At 60.0% G+C, this 15,548-nt stretch carries 10 protein-coding genes; 3 read left to right on the plus strand and 7 right to left on the minus strand.

Features of this window, described 5'->3' with window-relative positions:
• Positions 1–778: 778 nt before the first annotated feature.
• From ACYVL5_RS19320 to ACYVL5_RS19340, 5 genes are all read right to left on the minus strand, one after another.
• On the minus strand, positions 779–4,282 hold the full coding sequence (locus ACYVL5_RS19320) for a pilus assembly protein (protein ID WP_460597213.1): 3,504 nt from the start codon (positions 4,280–4,282) through the stop codon (positions 779–781).
• 9 nt (positions 4,283–4,291) lie between these two features.
• Complete coding sequence (locus ACYVL5_RS19325; RefSeq protein ID WP_460597214.1) at positions 4,292–4,789, minus strand: PilX N-terminal domain-containing pilus assembly protein; 498 nt, start codon at positions 4,787–4,789, stop codon at positions 4,292–4,294.
• A 4-nt stretch (positions 4,790–4,793) separates the two neighbouring features.
• Complete coding sequence (locus ACYVL5_RS19330; protein ID WP_460597215.1) at positions 4,794–5,852, minus strand: PilW family protein; 1,059 nt, start codon at positions 5,850–5,852, stop codon at positions 4,794–4,796.
• A gap of 10 nt (positions 5,853–5,862) precedes the next feature.
• Positions 5,863–6,258 (minus strand): type IV pilus modification PilV family protein, encoded by a 396-nt coding sequence (locus ACYVL5_RS19335; protein ID WP_460597216.1) that lies wholly within the window; start codon positions 6,256–6,258, stop codon positions 5,863–5,865.
• 469 nt (positions 6,259–6,727) lie between these two features.
• Positions 6,728–7,459 carry a hypothetical protein gene (locus ACYVL5_RS19340; protein ID WP_460597217.1) on the minus strand — a complete coding sequence of 244 codons (732 nt, stop codon included), beginning with the start codon at positions 7,457–7,459 and terminating at the stop codon, positions 6,728–6,730.
• Positions 7,460–8,040: 581 nt separating this feature from the next.
• Here ACYVL5_RS19340 and ACYVL5_RS19345 point away from each other — a divergent pair.
• Positions 8,041–10,986, plus strand: coding sequence for a hypothetical protein (locus ACYVL5_RS19345; protein ID WP_460597218.1), 2,946 nt, complete (start codon positions 8,041–8,043; stop codon positions 10,984–10,986).
• A 32-nt stretch (positions 10,987–11,018) separates the two neighbouring features.
• On the opposite strand, the gene ACYVL5_RS19350 is transcribed toward ACYVL5_RS19345, so the two are convergent.
• Together ACYVL5_RS19350 and ACYVL5_RS19355 are read right to left on the minus strand one after the other, a co-directional pair.
• On the minus strand, positions 11,019–12,872 hold the full coding sequence (locus ACYVL5_RS19350; RefSeq protein ID WP_460597219.1) for an ATP-binding protein: 1,854 nt from the start codon (positions 12,870–12,872) through the stop codon (positions 11,019–11,021).
• A 17-nt stretch (positions 12,873–12,889) separates the two neighbouring features.
• A complete protein-coding gene (locus ACYVL5_RS19355) occupies positions 12,890–14,080 on the minus strand; it encodes an FIST signal transduction protein (RefSeq protein ID WP_460597220.1) in 1,191 nt (396 codons plus the stop codon).
• A 429-nt stretch (positions 14,081–14,509) separates the two neighbouring features.
• On the opposite strand from ACYVL5_RS19355, the gene ACYVL5_RS19360 reads away from it, so the two are divergent.
• Both ACYVL5_RS19360 and ACYVL5_RS19365 read left to right on the plus strand, forming a co-directional pair.
• Complete coding sequence (locus ACYVL5_RS19360) at positions 14,510–15,001, plus strand: glutathione peroxidase (RefSeq protein ID WP_460597221.1); 492 nt, start codon at positions 14,510–14,512, stop codon at positions 14,999–15,001.
• A gap of 54 nt (positions 15,002–15,055) precedes the next feature.
• Positions 15,056–15,361 (plus strand): glutathione peroxidase, encoded by a 306-nt coding sequence (locus tag ACYVL5_RS19365; protein ID WP_460597222.1) that lies wholly within the window; start codon positions 15,056–15,058, stop codon positions 15,359–15,361.
• Positions 15,362–15,548 lie beyond the last annotated feature (187 nt).

The following is a 15,548-nucleotide window of genomic DNA, read 5'->3' on the forward strand; positions in this document are numbered from 1 at the left end:
CAATTACCGTGTCCGGCCGCTTCTATTGCCGTAAGTGCAGATTTTAGCCGAATAGCAAGATGAAACACAACAGGTAAATCCGGCGTTATCTGGAAAGCAAAAGAGGATTGCAGTGATTTAATATGGATGATGTCGGAGTGTCAATTTTCACACCACATGCCGATCGAAAACAGAGGGGCGCCGATAACCAGTGATCAAAGACAGTGTGTAATCACGGACATGCCTGAGGAAACAGTCCGGCGGCAGAATGACTCGATGGTGGATACCGTGAGCCATTATTATTTCGCACAAATGAACTGAATGATCCCCGCTTTTTTCGGCATGAAGCCCGATCCGGGGCGGTCTCAAGGAACGCTCTTTACGTCAGGCTGACGGCGAGCATAAGATGTAGACAGTCCCAACAACCACAACAGCAGTCAAAGGAGCAGGCACGATCACCATTGGTGTAGCAGCCGGTCCGGATTATTGCGGAAGCCTCCGGAGCAGCCGACCATTCTCAACCTCCCCTCCCCCTCCGGGAGATGGTGAGCCTGCACAATGGGAAGTCGAGGAGAGGCATAAAACAAAAAAATCCCCCGCCAGCTCCAACAAAAGAGCACACGGGGGATTTTCATTTTGAATCTACGGTAAAGCCTCGGCAAGCCGGAGGTGAGCTGGTTGCTTGGGCGCCTTCTCCGAGGGCGAGCCTGCACAAGGTGAAGTCATGCCAAAACGTACCCTCCCCTTCAAGGGGAGGGACAGGTTGAGGATGAAATCCCCTGCCAGCGGCAGCCGAAAACTACCGGAGCTGCCGCCAGCTTCGCACGCCGAGCTGGTTGGTACCGCTTCCTTCCAGCACCACGTTGATGGCGCCGGTCGTGCTGGTTATGTACTTGTACTCCAGCCCGCCGCTCGTGCCGACGATGGTCGGGGCCGCCGCGAGCCCCTCGCCCAGGTACGAGCCGGTCGGGGCCTTGGCCGGCCCCCCGCCGGCAGGGGGCAGGACGTCGGCACCATTGATGGCGCTGTCGTGGTTCACGTCGAAGACCGGCTTGGGGACCGTGCCGCCGGTGGCGATGTCGAGCTCGATGAGCCAGCTCGTGCCGCCGTAGGCGCACTGGTCGGTATTGGGGATGAAGGAGGTAAAGATGATCTTCCCGGACTTGGCCACCGGATCGCTCACCACCCGCTCCCCGCTGGTCGGCAGATCGACGTACCAGCCGAGCGCGGTGACGGCCAGCGGATTGTCCGAGGATGTCCGGAACTGGTCCCCCAAGGCCGAGGTGACCGCGGTGAGGGTCTGCACCTGGAGATTGCTGCGGGTAAGGAGCCCGGCCGCCGGAGGATTGTTGGACACCGTGTTCTTGTCGTAGATGCCGTAGAGGCTCTGCGTCTGGGTGGCGGTGGCGTCTCCGGGCTCGTAATACTTGCCGGTGCCGATGTAGACGATCTGGTAGTCCCCCCGAAGGACGATCTCGGGGGCCACGGTGATCGGCTGCGGCGTGGCCGGCGAGCCGACCTGGGCCTTGAAAAGCGGGACCGCCGGATGGCCGGAGCCGGTTGCGCGGTAGCTCACGTCCCAAGCCGAGGGGCCCGCCCCGGAGACGTCGAACTTCCAGAGGTTCCCCTTGAGATCCCCGGCATAGATGTAGTCGGCAAAACCGTCGCCGTTCACGTCGATCGCCGAGGGGGAGGCAAGGCCGTTGGCGTAGGAGGCGGAGTTGGTGGTGGTATCCACCACGATCTCCTTCAACACCGCCCCGGTCCCCAGATCGACCAGCATAAGCGACGCCGACTTGCCGGTGGTGCCGCTCTCGTAGCCGTTGGGGAGCGCGGCAACCCAGCGGAAATCCTCCGGCCCGGTGCCGGTCTTCAGCTTGAGAATGAGCGGCGTGCCGAAGCTGTAACCCATGCCGACCGTGGTGTTCCCCACCTTCTCCTGGCTGCCGGTGTTGACCTCCCACAACGGCTGCGGATTGGCCGGATCGGTGACATCCAGGGCGAACCACCCCTTCCCCCCCTCGCGCAGGCCGCAGACCATCACCGAGCGCCAGGAGCGGGCGGCCAGGTTGTCGCCGCCGGTGGGGTCGATGTAGGCGTCCAGCACGGTGACGGTGCCGTCCACGTAGTTCGTGTGGTTGTAGGGGGTGAGGCGCAGGTACTTGAGCTTGGGGAGAAGCATGTTGGGGATGAAGGCCCACTCCTCGTTGCCGGTATCGGCGTCGAAGGCGTGCAGCATCCCGTCGTTGGCGCCGATGTAGAGGAGCGATTTGCGGGCGCGGTTGCTCGCCTTGAAGTCGGCGTAGTGGTGGTCGTTGTAAAAGCCGGTCGGGGGACCGATCACCACCGGCTGTGAGTAGATGGTGTCTCCCAGCTTGCTGACCCGGGGACGGTACCCGGCGATGTCCGTACCGCGCACGTAATCGATCAGCTGCCAGGCCGGCGAGGCAGAGGTATAGGTCGCGGCGCTGGAGAAGTTCATGAAGGCGGAGCCGGCCAGGGTGGCGACGTTGGTGCCGCTGAAGTCGTAGCGGCTGCGGATCTTACCGAAGCCGTCGTTGCCGGCGGTGTAGATCGCCCGGCTGGAAGGAGCCCGGCCGTTGAGCCCACCCGTCCCCGAAGCCGCGTTGGGAGTCGAGGAGGAGGCCTCCCACAACGGGGTATTGGGATAACCTACCACCGCGCCGGTGGCGGGGTTGATGCCGTAGGCCTCCAGGTACCCGATCCAGTCGCCGGAGTTGAACTTCGCCCGGTAGAGCTTGGTGCTGGAGGTGACGTAGGCGGTGTTTACCGCCACCGAGCTCACCGAGGAGATGCGCGAGGCGATGGTGTTGATGGTGGCGCTCAGCGCATTGATGAGGCCGACCGAATCGGAGACCCCGTAGGCGTCGCCGCCGCCGTTGTTCGCCATCAGGTAGAGCATGGAACTCGGATCGGTGATGAGGCTCGTGGCGGGGTTGGCCGGGAAGGAGAGGCCTATCACGAAGGTGTCGATCGGGATGGTGTAGGAGGTGCCGGAGAAGGTTTTGGCAAAGCCCAGGTGCATCCTCTGGGTGACGATGTGCGCCTTCGAGCGCCAGTTGTTGTCGCCGGGGAAGGCCGGGTTGTACCAGTAGTCGCTGTTTTTCACCGAGAGGCTCCCGGACGGGTCGGGGGAGGCCATGGTGCCGGCGTCGTCCAGCTGGTGCGGATAGCCGTCGGTGACCACGATCAGGTACTGCGATTGGCAGCGGCTGGTGACGGGCGAGTTGGTGGTGCTCTGCCAGACGTACTGCCAAAGCATCTGCAAGGTCCCCCCCAGCGGAGTCCCCATGGTGGGCCACACCCCGGCGATGGCGGTCTTTAACGCAGTGATGTTGACAGCCGAGTCGGGATCGACCCAGGTGGTGACGCCCAGCCGCGGCGGCGCCGCGTTGGTGGCGGTGGTGTAGGTGAAGCCGGCCCAGCGGTACTTGGAGGAGCCGTCGGCGTTCAGGGTCGAGTTGATGGCGGTGGTGATGGCGTCCTTGGCGGCGTGGATGCGGGTGGTGTGGTACTGGGCATACGCGCTCGTCTCGGCTACCTGGCTGCGGGTGGTGGCATCGGCCACGAAGTAGAGCCAGTTGAGGTAGGAGCCGGTGAACCAGGTGTTGTAGTCGTTGCTCGGGCCGGCGTCGGCCGAGCGCGGCAGGGCGACGCCGACCGGCTTGGTGGTCCCCGCCGTGCCGTTGGCGGAGTTGATGATGCGGTAGGTCTTGCTGGAGCTGTTCCAGTAGATCGGCTGGGAGTTGCTGGTCCCCAGCGTGGCGTCGCCGGAGGAGAAGTTGTAGGGGGTGATCCAGAAGGTGTTGTTGGCGTCGGCGATCATCACCCGGTCGTAGTTGCCGGTATTCTGGGTGGCGTTCAGCACATAGCTCTGCCCCACCGGAGGGAGCGGGGTGCTGGCGGCGAAGTTGGTGAAATCGGCGGCGTTGTTGCTGCCGGTCCCCCCGCTCCAGGCGTTGGACTTGAAGTAGAGCACCCGCCGGTTGATGGTGGTGTCCTGCCGGAGCACGAAGTTGTCGCCGGACCCGTTGAAGAACTTGTCGAACCAGGCGGGGTACGTGGCGGCGGAGGCGCTCGCCGGGTAGTTGGGGTGCCAGGAGATGTTCCACATGCTCCCCGAGTTGTCGAGCACGAAGAAGATGTTGGGCTTGTCGCCGGTCATGAGAAAGAGCGGCGTCTGCGAGATGGCGGCCATGACCGCGGTGGAGATCACCAGGGCAAGGGAGAGCGACACCATCACCAGGGAAAGCCTCTTAAGGTAAACGTTCTGTACGCTCATCTCCCTCTCCTAGTAGCGCGCGGTGGTGACGATCTGCACGACCTTGTGCACCATGTTTGCGCTGTCGGAACCCTCCGAGGTGATCCGGTAGTAGTGCACCTTGCCCCCGGATGCCGTGGTGGTGCCGATCTTCGCGCTCTCGCCGCCGCTCACGTTGGCGCTCGCGTCCTTTAGATGCTCCATGTAGTAGCGGTAACGGAAGTTGCCGTTGGCGACGTAGGGTGACCACCCCGAGGAGGCGGTCGGCATGGCGGTGGACATGTTGTAGAACCACGCCGGCGGATTGATGCTGTTCTCCGGGGCGAGTCCCTGCCCGGAGAGCCAGCTGTGCGCATCGCGCAGGCCGCTTTCGGCCTGGTAAAAGGCGTGCTGAGACTGCTCGTAGCCGCGGCTGGAGACGAACTCCAAAAGGGCGTCCTTGTGCACCACGGTGACCAGCAGTGAGAGCACGAGCAGGAACATGAGTGCGATGACCAGGGCAACGCCGTTTTCGTTCTTTAAGGGCATCGGGCTATCCTCTGGTTGCCAGGTTGCGCAGGTTGATCACCGTGGTGATCACCACCCGCCGCAGTTTGTCCCCGCCGCGGGGGACGCCGTTGCCGAACTGCCCGGAGAGGGTCACCGGCGCGGTGATGCCGGCGCCGTTGACGGAACGGTTCATCGAGCGGACGACCATGCTCACCCGCAGCGCACGCAGGTTGTTGACGTCGTGGTTGGCGTCGCCGAGCACCACCGCGTCCAGCCACTGCCCGTCCTTGAAGCCGTACTTGATCTGGAAATCCTCCACGCCGGAGGCAATGGGGCGAACCGAGGTGGGGGGCTGGGTGACGTCCGGGTTGTCCCGGGTCTCCTTGATGAGGTTGAACCTGTTGTCTACGTAGTAGGTGACCGTGCGGCTTTGTCCCAGGTTGAGGATCCGGGACCCGACCGTGTAGCCGCCGGACGGGAAGAGGTTAGTCGCGTTGGGCGGGTTGTAGGGGCCGTTGGCGCCGGGGTTGTGGATCAACTTGTCCTTGGGAGAGGAGCCCTGGCTGGGGTCGTTGGAAACCTGGAGCACCGTCCCCGGTCGGGAGAGGTCGCGCGGGTCGTAGACGACGAAGAGGTCCCCCTGACGGAAGCCGTCGGTGCTGTTGACGAAGGTGTCGGCGGCGGAACTGGGGTGGTCCTGGGTGATGTAGATATCGTCCGCCACGTCCGCCGAAGCGCGGAAATAGCGCAGCCGGATGCAATCGGTGGTGGGGGCGACGCCGGCGGTGTTCAGGTTGTCGTAACTTTCCACCACGCTCCAGGTCCCGGGAGCCGAGGCGCCTGGGGGGTAGACGTTCATCGTCAGGTTTCCCAGGTCCGCCAGGCCGTAGCCGATGGTGCGCAGATCGCGCTCCATGCTGCTCAGGGCGCCACGCCCCTGTTGCTGGATACCGATGACGTCTTGCTGTTTCAGGATGCTTTTGTTGCCGGCATCGAAGGTGGTGTAGATACCGGCACTCACCACGGCGAAGATGAGCATGACGATCACCATCTCCACCAGGGTGTAGCCTTGGGCGCTACCGAGCAACGACCTCTTATCCACCTGCTTCCCCCTAAAAATCGGCGCGGCGCACGCTAGTCAAAGTTCGTGTCTTGGTCCCGTTGAACTCCTTCCAGGAGACGGTGACCGTAACGGTTTTCATGTTGGTACCGGGAACGTCCTGCTGGACGGTATAACTGCGGGAAAAGGAGGCGGGATAGGGAGGCGTGGTGGGGAAGGTGTAGGTTCCGTTTCTAAGCCCGGTGTAGTTGCGAAACAGCAGCTGTTCCATCAGGTCCTGGCCCAAAGTCGCGGCCTGGGTGATGTTGCGGGAGGAACTTCCCGCCTTCTGGGAGGCCCAGATGGTGGTAAAGGTGCCGAGAAAACCGACGGCAAGCAGCATCACCGATACCAGCAATTCAAGGAGGGTGAATCCTGCCTCGCCATTTGGCTGTCGAATATCGCTCACGACTCGTCCCTTCTGAGATCGCGATAGCCCTTCTGTTAGCTGCTTTGCTAATAGGAGCCATCAGATCGCCCGATATTTCTAAGGAATAAACGCAGAAATGTCAATGAAAATCTGCGAAATTAGCCTTGAAAGTCGGTTTTATGACACAAACAAGGGTGATAAGAGCCATTGACCGTGCAAAATTTCTCGCCGCTCTGCCGGATGGGAAATATGCAGCCATTTGGCGGCCTCCCCCATCCCCCCTCCCCTTCATGCAAAAAGTTCTCCGTCTCGGACCCATCACGCAGGCCAGAAGATCCTGGTCAGCGGCACAAAAACGCTGGTTCGACATCCATTTGCTCGTAATGATGGATCACCGCGGTGACCAGGTCGTCAAGGTCCATGATGGTCAGGACTTAAACGGTGCCAGGCGCCATCCTCTTCGCCTCACCCTCCCCTGCCCGCGTAGGGAAAGAGTTAAGAGCAGCCTTCACTTTTTCTCCGCCGGCGGGTCGGCCGGCAGGTTCAAACTCACCTCGTGCCTGACGAGGGAATTCACCAGGTTGCCGTTGGCTTCCCTTAAGGACAGGTTAGCCTTTGTGTAGCAAGACCAGCCACTCGGATCCACGGTGTCGGTCCCCTCTATGTGGCCGGTGATCTGGCCGCTCCAGATGACGGAGTTGTCTTTCAGACGGATCAACTTCACGTCATCAAGAACGGTGGTCCCCTCATACGGATTGTTCTGGGCAAGGTTGACCAGGGCTCCCAGGAGGCCGAACTGTGCTGCCACGACAGCACCCGAACTGTATTCCTTCAGCCCGTCGAACTTGGACACCTGCCCTGTGAGAAGATAGTCGGCATCGGAAGGAACGGCACTGTCGGCGAGCAAGACATCTTTAAAGAGGTGAGACTCCTTAAGATGAGCCACCATCATGGCGGAAATTTCCCTGGTGACAGAGTCGGTTTTGTAGGAATTGTCACAGTTATAGTAGAAGGTCTTGCCGTCCTTTTGAATTTGGCCGACCCCCATATCGGGGCAGTTGGTCATCAAAGGCTTCCTGCCGTCCTGAAACGGTTTCACGGCAAGAATCGCCTTGTCAAAAGGGCTGTCAGGCACGGCCACTATATCGGTCACGGGATACTGTATGGACTGTCGCGGCATACACGCCGCCAATAGAATCGCGAGACTTACCGTCCATATCACCTGGTACCAGCGCATCATCTCCCCCCTCTCCATCAGGATTCGTCATCTCAATACAATTGATCACCTGTCCGTGCTATTTCCCGAGAGTGTCAGCAGCAGTTCGGCTGAAGAATGATGCAAAAACCTCTTTCTAGATCAAAAACTGGGCCAAAATATCCATCGACTGCAGTATCTTCATATTCCGCGCATTTATAACTCTAAAAATGAGCAAAATCCACAAATTAAATTCTATTCAGTGTTCATTTTTTTACAGTTAGTGAAACTCCCATTTGGAATTCGTTGATTTCCCGTCACTTTCTGAGACTGTAAAATTTTTCACTGTGAATAATTTTACGGCGCTGCGAGAGATGAGGTGCGAGTTGCGACAGTTCTTCCAACGAGGAGGATTAAATCTGCCAGTTACCAGGGGATGGCGCTGCCGGGGACGCCGGAACGATGGGTAACCGCGGTCCTGATGCGAATAAGTGACTGTCAGGGAATTCGGCGAGGGCTTTCCCGAGGAAATCAGGGCCGAGGACATTTTGACATCAGATTAGATTTTGATAATATTCACCTCGCTTGGTGATTTGACCAGGGCCGCTATGACAAGGGGGCTGATCATGAATTGGGAGGAACACGTCCGAGCGTCCGAGCACCTTCTTAACTCCGGGCACGTGCCGTCATCGCTGGAAATCATCGACCTCATCAAGAGAGTGAATCCGACCAGCTTGGCCCTTGTCCACACCGACAAGGAGCGTGGCTATGCGGTCAAGCACCAGCTCCAAAACCTCCTCCTGGAAAATTTCGGAGAAGTCTTTGCCCTGGTCCCCCACCCTGCGAGCCCCAACATCATCCTGATCAAGCATCGCGCCCTCCCCTCCATCGATGCGTGCCACGCCCGCATCGGTGCCTTATCCACGGCAGCTGTCAAAAAAGTGGAAACCGCCGTCCCCCTTGGCAAAGAAAAAGAAGAGTCCCCTCGTCCCAACCGAAAAGGGCGCAAAGAGACGAAACCTGCCGATGCTCCGCACGAAATCCTCAAGGAGGCCCAAAGGCTATTGGACGAGTACGATTACGCCGCGGCAGAGGAGGTTTTGGCGGGACTTCGCGCCACCGGAAACGGGGACGTCCCGGTAGTCGCCCGGGGAGCCACGATGATGCTCCAGGAGATGGGCGCTTACCATCGGTGCATCGAGACCCTCTTGAACCAGCCCAAGGCCGTTCTCAAGGAGAAGAGTATCCGCGAGACGCTAGCCATCGCCTACCATCACATAGGCTCGTTCCCGGAAGCCCGCGCGATTCTCGACGAGCTCCATCCCGGCGAGATGGGTCTCGAAGGTATCTTCGCCTACGCTGACATCGCCTTGAGGGACGGCAACCTTTTCACCGCCCGCGAACTGATCAAGATCGGCAACGAAAAGGAAGGGTTTCTTTCCGCTTGGGCCCCGCTGCAAAAGGAGATCGAAGCCGCGCTCTCCCGCAAGGCCGAACCGTTGGAGGAAAAGGCCCGAACCTTATTTGAAACCGGCTGCCTGGAGCAGGCGAAACAAGTAGCCCGGGAAGCGCTGCTGATCTATCCCCATTGCCAGCAGGCAGGTTCCATCGTTGCCGCCATCGAGGCCATCGACGGCGGGACCCGGTTGGCCGAGCTTTGGAGAAGACTGGACAACGAGCCAGGCGGCGAGCGGAGACTCGTCCTGCTGAGCACCCTGCTCGAAGAGGACCGGGAAAACAGGGAAAAGATCAGGAGGCTGATCGGCGAGGAAAAGGATCGGCAAAAAAGGGAGCTATTCGAAACCCAGCTGGAATCGCTCAAAACGCTTCTCGGGCAGGAGTCATGGCCGGAGTGCTTCGACCGGCTTCTTTTTCTGATGAGGCAACCGGAATATCAGGAACGGGCCGACGAGGTGATCCACCTCTCGCCGTTTTTTTCCGTACTCCATGACAACAAGCGGACGGCAGAAACCGGGGAGCGCGCAAAAGAGCCCTGGCTTCGTTATGTGAAGGCCAAGCGGGCGCTTGCCGCCGGCAACGCGGAAGGGGTGCTGGAAATCTACGAGGAGCTCAAGCCGTGGTTCGGTTCCAGCGCGGAATTCAAGTCCGATTACCGGCAACTTTGGCAGGAGAGGCAGGAGAAGGCGCGTAAAGAGATCGCGGCGCTCTTCGGCAGATGCGAGGCTCCCGACTGCCGCCCCGCCGAGATACGGGCCAGCCATGGCTGCATCAAAAAGAAGATGACGGTACTCCCACTCGATGAGCGGCAGGAACTGGTCCGGATCATGGAGGAGCGGCTTGCCGGCCTGGTGCCGGAAAAGGATGACCTACCCGACCTTCTCGACCAGTACCGCGAGGCAATGCGGCTGGGGTGCAGCGAAAGGATCGCCTTCCTTAAGGCCGAAATCGCCGACCGAGATGCCACCGGCGTGGTGGATGCCGAGTTCGCCGAAGCCTATCAGATAGAACACGAGCCTTTGACCCTGGAGTTTTCCGACGACCTCCCGATCGATCTGACCACTCGCCCCCCGCTGAGACTCTACCTCCTCGGTGAGGACAAAGTTTTCCTTCTGGACGACAAGGAGTCGCTGGTATTGATCGACTTCGCCCGCCAGGGAGCGTGCCGGGTAACCTCCCCCGTTTTCGCGAAGGCCGAGGGGTACGACATAATGTCGGACGGAACCTTCCTCTTCCATGAGGCCTTGGGCGATGATAACGTCGGCGATCTCATGTGGCGGGCCCAAATCAGCCTGGACCGCGCGTTCTTCTCGGCAAAGTTCGGCATGAGGGAAGCCTTCGAGATCGACGACGGCTACTGCATACGGGCGACCTATGCATCGAGCGAAAGGGACTCCGACTACTACGTCATGATCGAGCACGAGGAGGGACGGGTACCGGCAAAACTGCTGAGGAAGCGGCTGGATCCGAAGGGGACCGTGCAAACCCACACCGTGGGACAGCGGCCCCAATTCATGGTCGAGCGCCGTTCGAGTTTCCCGGACAGCTTCATCCTCACCGGCGAGGAAGTCATGGAAAGCGTCAACCGGAACCTTTCGGTCAAGCATGGCATCAACGGGGAGGCGGAGGTGTACCGCATCGATACGAAAAACCACCACACCTATGCGGTGGAAGGTTTCCTGCTGGTAAAAAGAAGCGCCGAGCTGGATGTCCTCAGGGTCTTCAGCCGCGCGCACAGTTTCGGCATCAGCCAGACCGAGCGCTATCACTGCATATCCTTTAACAGTGACCTTGCCCTGCTGGTAATAGGCGAAGGGAGGCAGGCCTTTTACAATCTGGCCAACAACCAGCACTCCCAGAAGATCCGTGTGGGGAGAGTGATTCCCCACCAGGAGCAGGGGAAGTGGTACTGTTTCGATTACCACCGGGAAGAAAAGAAGCTTATCTTGCGGGACATCACCAAATTCATCGAGACCGAGCTCAAGTGGCGGGAATTCTTCTTTATCGGGAAGAAATCCAAAAGATGGGAAAAGATCTGGCTCTGGTTCCACGAACGGGACACCTTCCGGTACCGTCCCGACCAATGGGTGCCCGACTGGGATCCCTCCGAGTGACCGGACGTAGCGTCCGGACGCCGGCCCGGGTCTCAGATCTCGATCCTGAATTCTGCCCCCTCTCCGGTATTGCGGACCGAAAGCCTCCCCCCCATATTTTTTTCGACGATGGTTTTGCACATGAAAAGGCCGATGCCGGTCCCCTGCTCGGGCCCTTTGGTGGTGAAGTACGGGTCGAAGATGCGGTCGATGATCGCTTCGGGCACTCCGCCGGCGTTATCCGCGACGGTGACCACGGTCTTCCCATCCTCAGCGCACATCCTGACTGCGATCCTGGGCGCGGGAGGCTTCCTCGACACCAATGCGTCCCGGGCGTTGATGAGGATGTTGAGCAGGACCTGGACAAATTCGGTCGGGAACCCTTCCACCACCGGGTCCCCCTCCGTCGCGAGGGTGATCTCGATGTTGTGGCTTCGGAAGCTTCCATCCAGGATGGCAACCGTCTTTTCCAGGCTCTCCAGCACCCGGAACGGTACCTTCTCCTTGTCCGGCCTGAAGAAGTAGCGGAAATAATCGATGGTTTTCGACATCTGCTTGATGATTTCGAGGCTGCGGCCGACGTTGGAAACCACAAACTCCTCGGTCAACCCCTCCTTTTGCTGGGTGATCTGCAGCTCCTGCACCAAAAGCGCCAGCATGTTCAACGGCTGGCGCCACTGATGGGCGATGTTGCTGATCATCTCCCCCATCACCGCCTGCCTCCCCTGCAGGATCAGGATCCGGTCCTTCTCGCGAATCTCGTCCACCGCTTCCTTCACACGCTGTTCGAGAGCCTCGCTCAACTGGCGGTATCTTTTTTCGCTCTCGCGCAGCGCCTCCTCCGCCTGCTTGCGCTCGGTGATCTCTTCGGTGGCCCCCTCGTAGCAGACGATACTCCCGTCCGCCCCGCGCACCGCGCGCATGCTGATGGAGACCCAGATCACCCTGCCATCCTTACGGTACATCCTGGTTTCGTACCCCTCCACGGCCTCCCGTTCGGCGATCAGGGCCATCAGCCGATCGTGATCGGAGGGGTCGACGTAGAGATCGTCGCGGATGCTCGAGACCTCTTCCATAAGCTCGCGGGCGCTGTCGAAGCCGAAGGTGCGGGCGAGGGAGCGGTTGGCGTCGAGGTAGCGCCCCTGCGGGGAGCGTTGGTAGATCCCCTCCACCGCGTTCTCGAATATCCCGCGGTACTTCGCCTCCGCCAAGCGCTCCTGCTCCCGCGACTTCTCCAGCTCTTCGTAGAAGATCCGGCTCTCGATCACCGCCGAGAGCACCCCGACCACGTTGCCGATGCTCAAAAGGGGGGCGCATCCGGCCAGGCTTCGGTACATGACCGCGTTCTCGGCCGAGTTGCCGATGACGATGAAGGCGTAGAGGGTATCGGGGTGCCCGACCGGATAGATGAGAAAATCGTTCAGCTTGAGATTTTCGCCCAGGGCGGCGAGATCGGGGTCGGCACAGCCGGTATGGCAAAGTATGAATTCTCCACCGGCGAACAGGGGGGAAAGGGAGTCCGAAGAGGCGGGGAAGGTGACCGTCTTGACGGTCTCCTCATCGGCCGGGTCGTAGTAACCGTCGTGGGCGCAGACCCGGTACTCCCCGTTCGCACCCCGGCGGAAGGATACCGCCCTTTCAAACTCCAGGTGCTCCACGATGTAGGCCACCGTCAGCCTCAGGATCTGGTCGATCTCGAAGGTCGCATGGAGTTGGCGGTTGAAATCGTAGAGCTCCCGGTACTCCTTGAGCTGGGCATCCAGCTTCTCCTGGAACTCGTAGAGCTTCCCTTCCGCCTTGATGAGGGATTTGACCTGCTGGGAGAGCGCCTCTTTTTCGCGCTCCAGCGCCTCGAGCTTCCCGTTGCCGTTTTTGTTACCTTTGTCGGTAGGATCCTGGAAACTCATGACTCCACCGCCCGGGATCAGTACACAGCGGCGATGACCGCGGTGAAATTGTGAATGCAGTTGTAGCCGGCGATGGGGCCGATCTCTCCGTAGGTGTAGAACCCGATCCACGGCAGTTGCGCCCCGAGGTTAAGCTGCAACCCGGCCAGGAGGTCGATCTTCTCCTGCTCGCGAAAGACCACCTTGCCGCGCCCCATGCACTCGAACTGCATCACGAACTTTGGCTTCCGGTCCCCGAGCTGCTCCTTGATCTGGCCGGCAACCGTCAGCAACCCCTCGCGGATCAGCTCCTTGTCGCGGCGCACGATCCACAGCTCGGTCCCCTCGCTCACGTCGGACTGGATGGTGACCGATCCTTCGCGGTCGTCCTTGTCCATGATGTAGCGGACGGTGAACTCGCCGTACTCTTTTTTCAGGTACTCGGGAGTCTTGAAACCGAGGCAGAGATTGAGAGCCATCTTGTTCCACTGGCTCGCGGAACCGTCATCCACGTACTCCTTCAGGACGTCGAGGGCCGGGGTGCCGTCGATCTCGTAGATTATGTTGGCCCTGCAGCGGGTAATGGTCCGCCTGGTGCCGACCGGGACGCAGCCGTGGCTTATTCCGGAGGCGATCCTCCCCTCCCCCGACATCAGCACGCAGGAAATCCCGTCGCTTAAGACCTCGTCGTCATGGTACTGATAGGTCTTGCGGGTCGCCCAGTTGTCGGCGGCCAGCCCCCCGAAGAAGGGGAGCTGACGGTCCAAGCGAATCGACCGCAGAAACGACGCGTGGAAGGGGTCGAAATCGAAGGTAAGGCCGTCCGCGAAGAGGAAGCAGGCGATGCTGTCGGGGGCCAGCAGTAGTTGGAGCCGTTCGGCGAGGCGGGCACCGGCCCGGCCGGGTCCGGAGGTGATATTCTCCACCTTCAGGTTGGCGAAGCGAAGCTCGTCGGAGGCGACGGCCATCACGCAAATCCCGAAGTTGGTTTCCGCCACCAATCCCTGGACGATGATCCCCTCGCTCGAGCAGCCGGTCAAGGGCGCACCCGACGACGCTTCGCGAATGGCGCGGATCAGCATCGGCTGGTTGTATCCGACGGTGGCGAAGGCAAAGACGAAGTCGGGCTTCTCGATTCCGCCGCGCTCCAACGCCATCAGGACCGCTTCTCTCCCCGCCTCCGTGGGATTCTTGCGCAGGCTGTGCCCCACTCCGACCGCGGTTGCCATAGCTACCACCTCCCCGCCCGGAATACTCCTAAGCCAGGCCTCTCCTGTCATTATCACGCAAAAGGGCTTGAAATATCAAAGAAACCGGTTCCGACGGGGACGCCCCGGGACGCGCAGCGCGATCTCGCCCCTCTTCGCGTAGGCAAGGCCGCCAACCCAAAAGCGCGGCACCCCCTATCCACTTTTTTCGCACGTAAAAAGCCCCAGATTTTCGTCCGGGGGCTTTTCATGACTACTCACCAAAAGTTGGAATCCCAAAGCCCTGGTGACATTGTGAGCACTTCCCTTGCGGTGTTCCTGGAAGTGCCCAAGGGTAGAGGTCAGGAATAAACGTCGCTGAAGACGCTGCCGCATATTGACGCACACGATTAATCTTGAATACTATCTGTATGTCACAACCAGACCGCCATCAAGACAAAGAGAGCAGCCATGCCGACAATCTACGAAATTCCAGTGAAGAGAGCCGACGGGGAGAACAAGGCCCTCGCCGATTACCGCGGCCAAGTCCTCTTGATCGTCAACACCGCCAGCAAATGCGGATTCACCCCGCAGTATAAAGGACTTGAAGCATTATACCGAAAATTCGCCCCGCAAGGGTTTGTGGTCCTCGGTTTCCCCTGCAACCAGTTTGGCGCCCAGGAACCGGGGGACATCGAAGAAATACAGAACTTCTGTTCCCTCACCTACGACGTGACCTTTCCCCTCTTCGCCAAGATAGATGTTAACGGCCCCGACGCCTCGCCGCTTTATCAGTATCTAAAGACAGCAGCCAAAGGCCTGCTGGGGAGCGAGGCCATCAAATGGAACTTCACCAAGTTCCTAGTCGACCGCCACGGCGCAGTCCGTGCCCGCTACGCCCCGACGACCACACCCGAGAGTCTGGAAAAGGACATCGAAGCTGCGTTAAATGAGAAGGATTGAAGTACTCCCGGCAACATCCCCCCCTTCACCTTGAGACTTTGAAAGCCTGGCCCCATCGTCTCACCGTTTGGCGCCCAGGAACCGGGGGACATCACAGAAATACAAAGCTTCTGTTCCCTCACCTACGACGTGACCTTTCCCCTCTTCGCCAAGATCGAAGTTAACGGCCCCGACGCATCGCCGCTTTATCAGTATCTAAAGACGGCCGCCAAAGGCCTGCTAGGGAGCGAGGCGATCAAATGGAATTTCACCAAGTTCCTAGTCGACCGCCACGGCACGGTCCGCGCCCGATACGCCCCGACGACGACACCCGAGAGTCTGGAAAAGGACATCGAAGCCGCGTTAAGTGAAAAGGATTGAGCACTCCCGGCAACATCCCTCCCTTCAACTTGAGAACCCCAAGAACCCCAAGGGGACCCCAAGGGGACGCCCATAAGATTACCTGATTAGCGCCAATCTTCCGCTAGGCGTAACCACCGCTCTGGTCGGCTGCCAGTCCGGGCAGCGGCAGCAGCGAGGCGGGGAAGCATAGCAGCAAGATCGAAAC

It is taken from the genome of Geomonas sp. Red276 (genome assembly GCF_054784495.1).

What these genes read in the sequence shown, in the direction of transcription:
- ACYVL5_RS19320 (WP_460597213.1), bottom strand. Translation starts at nt 4,282, where the DNA reads ATGAGCGTACAGAACGTTTACCTTAAGAGGCTTTCCCTGGTGATGGTG.
- ACYVL5_RS19325 (WP_460597214.1), bottom strand. Translation starts at nt 4,789, where the DNA reads ATGCCCTTAAAGAACGAAAACGGCGTTGCCCTGGTCATCGCACTCATG.
- ACYVL5_RS19340 (WP_460597217.1), bottom strand. Translation starts at nt 7,459, where the DNA reads ATGATGCGCTGGTACCAGGTGATATGGACGGTAAGTCTCGCGATTCTA.
- ACYVL5_RS19345 (WP_460597218.1), top strand. Translation starts at nt 8,041, where the DNA reads ATGAATTGGGAGGAACACGTCCGAGCGTCCGAGCACCTTCTTAACTCC.
- ACYVL5_RS19350 (WP_460597219.1), bottom strand. Translation starts at nt 12,872, where the DNA reads ATGAGTTTCCAGGATCCTACCGACAAAGGTAACAAAAACGGCAACGGG.
- ACYVL5_RS19355 (WP_460597220.1), bottom strand. Translation starts at nt 14,080, where the DNA reads ATGGCAACCGCGGTCGGAGTGGGGCACAGCCTGCGCAAGAATCCCACG.
- ACYVL5_RS19360 (WP_460597221.1), top strand. Translation starts at nt 14,510, where the DNA reads ATGCCGACAATCTACGAAATTCCAGTGAAGAGAGCCGACGGGGAGAAC.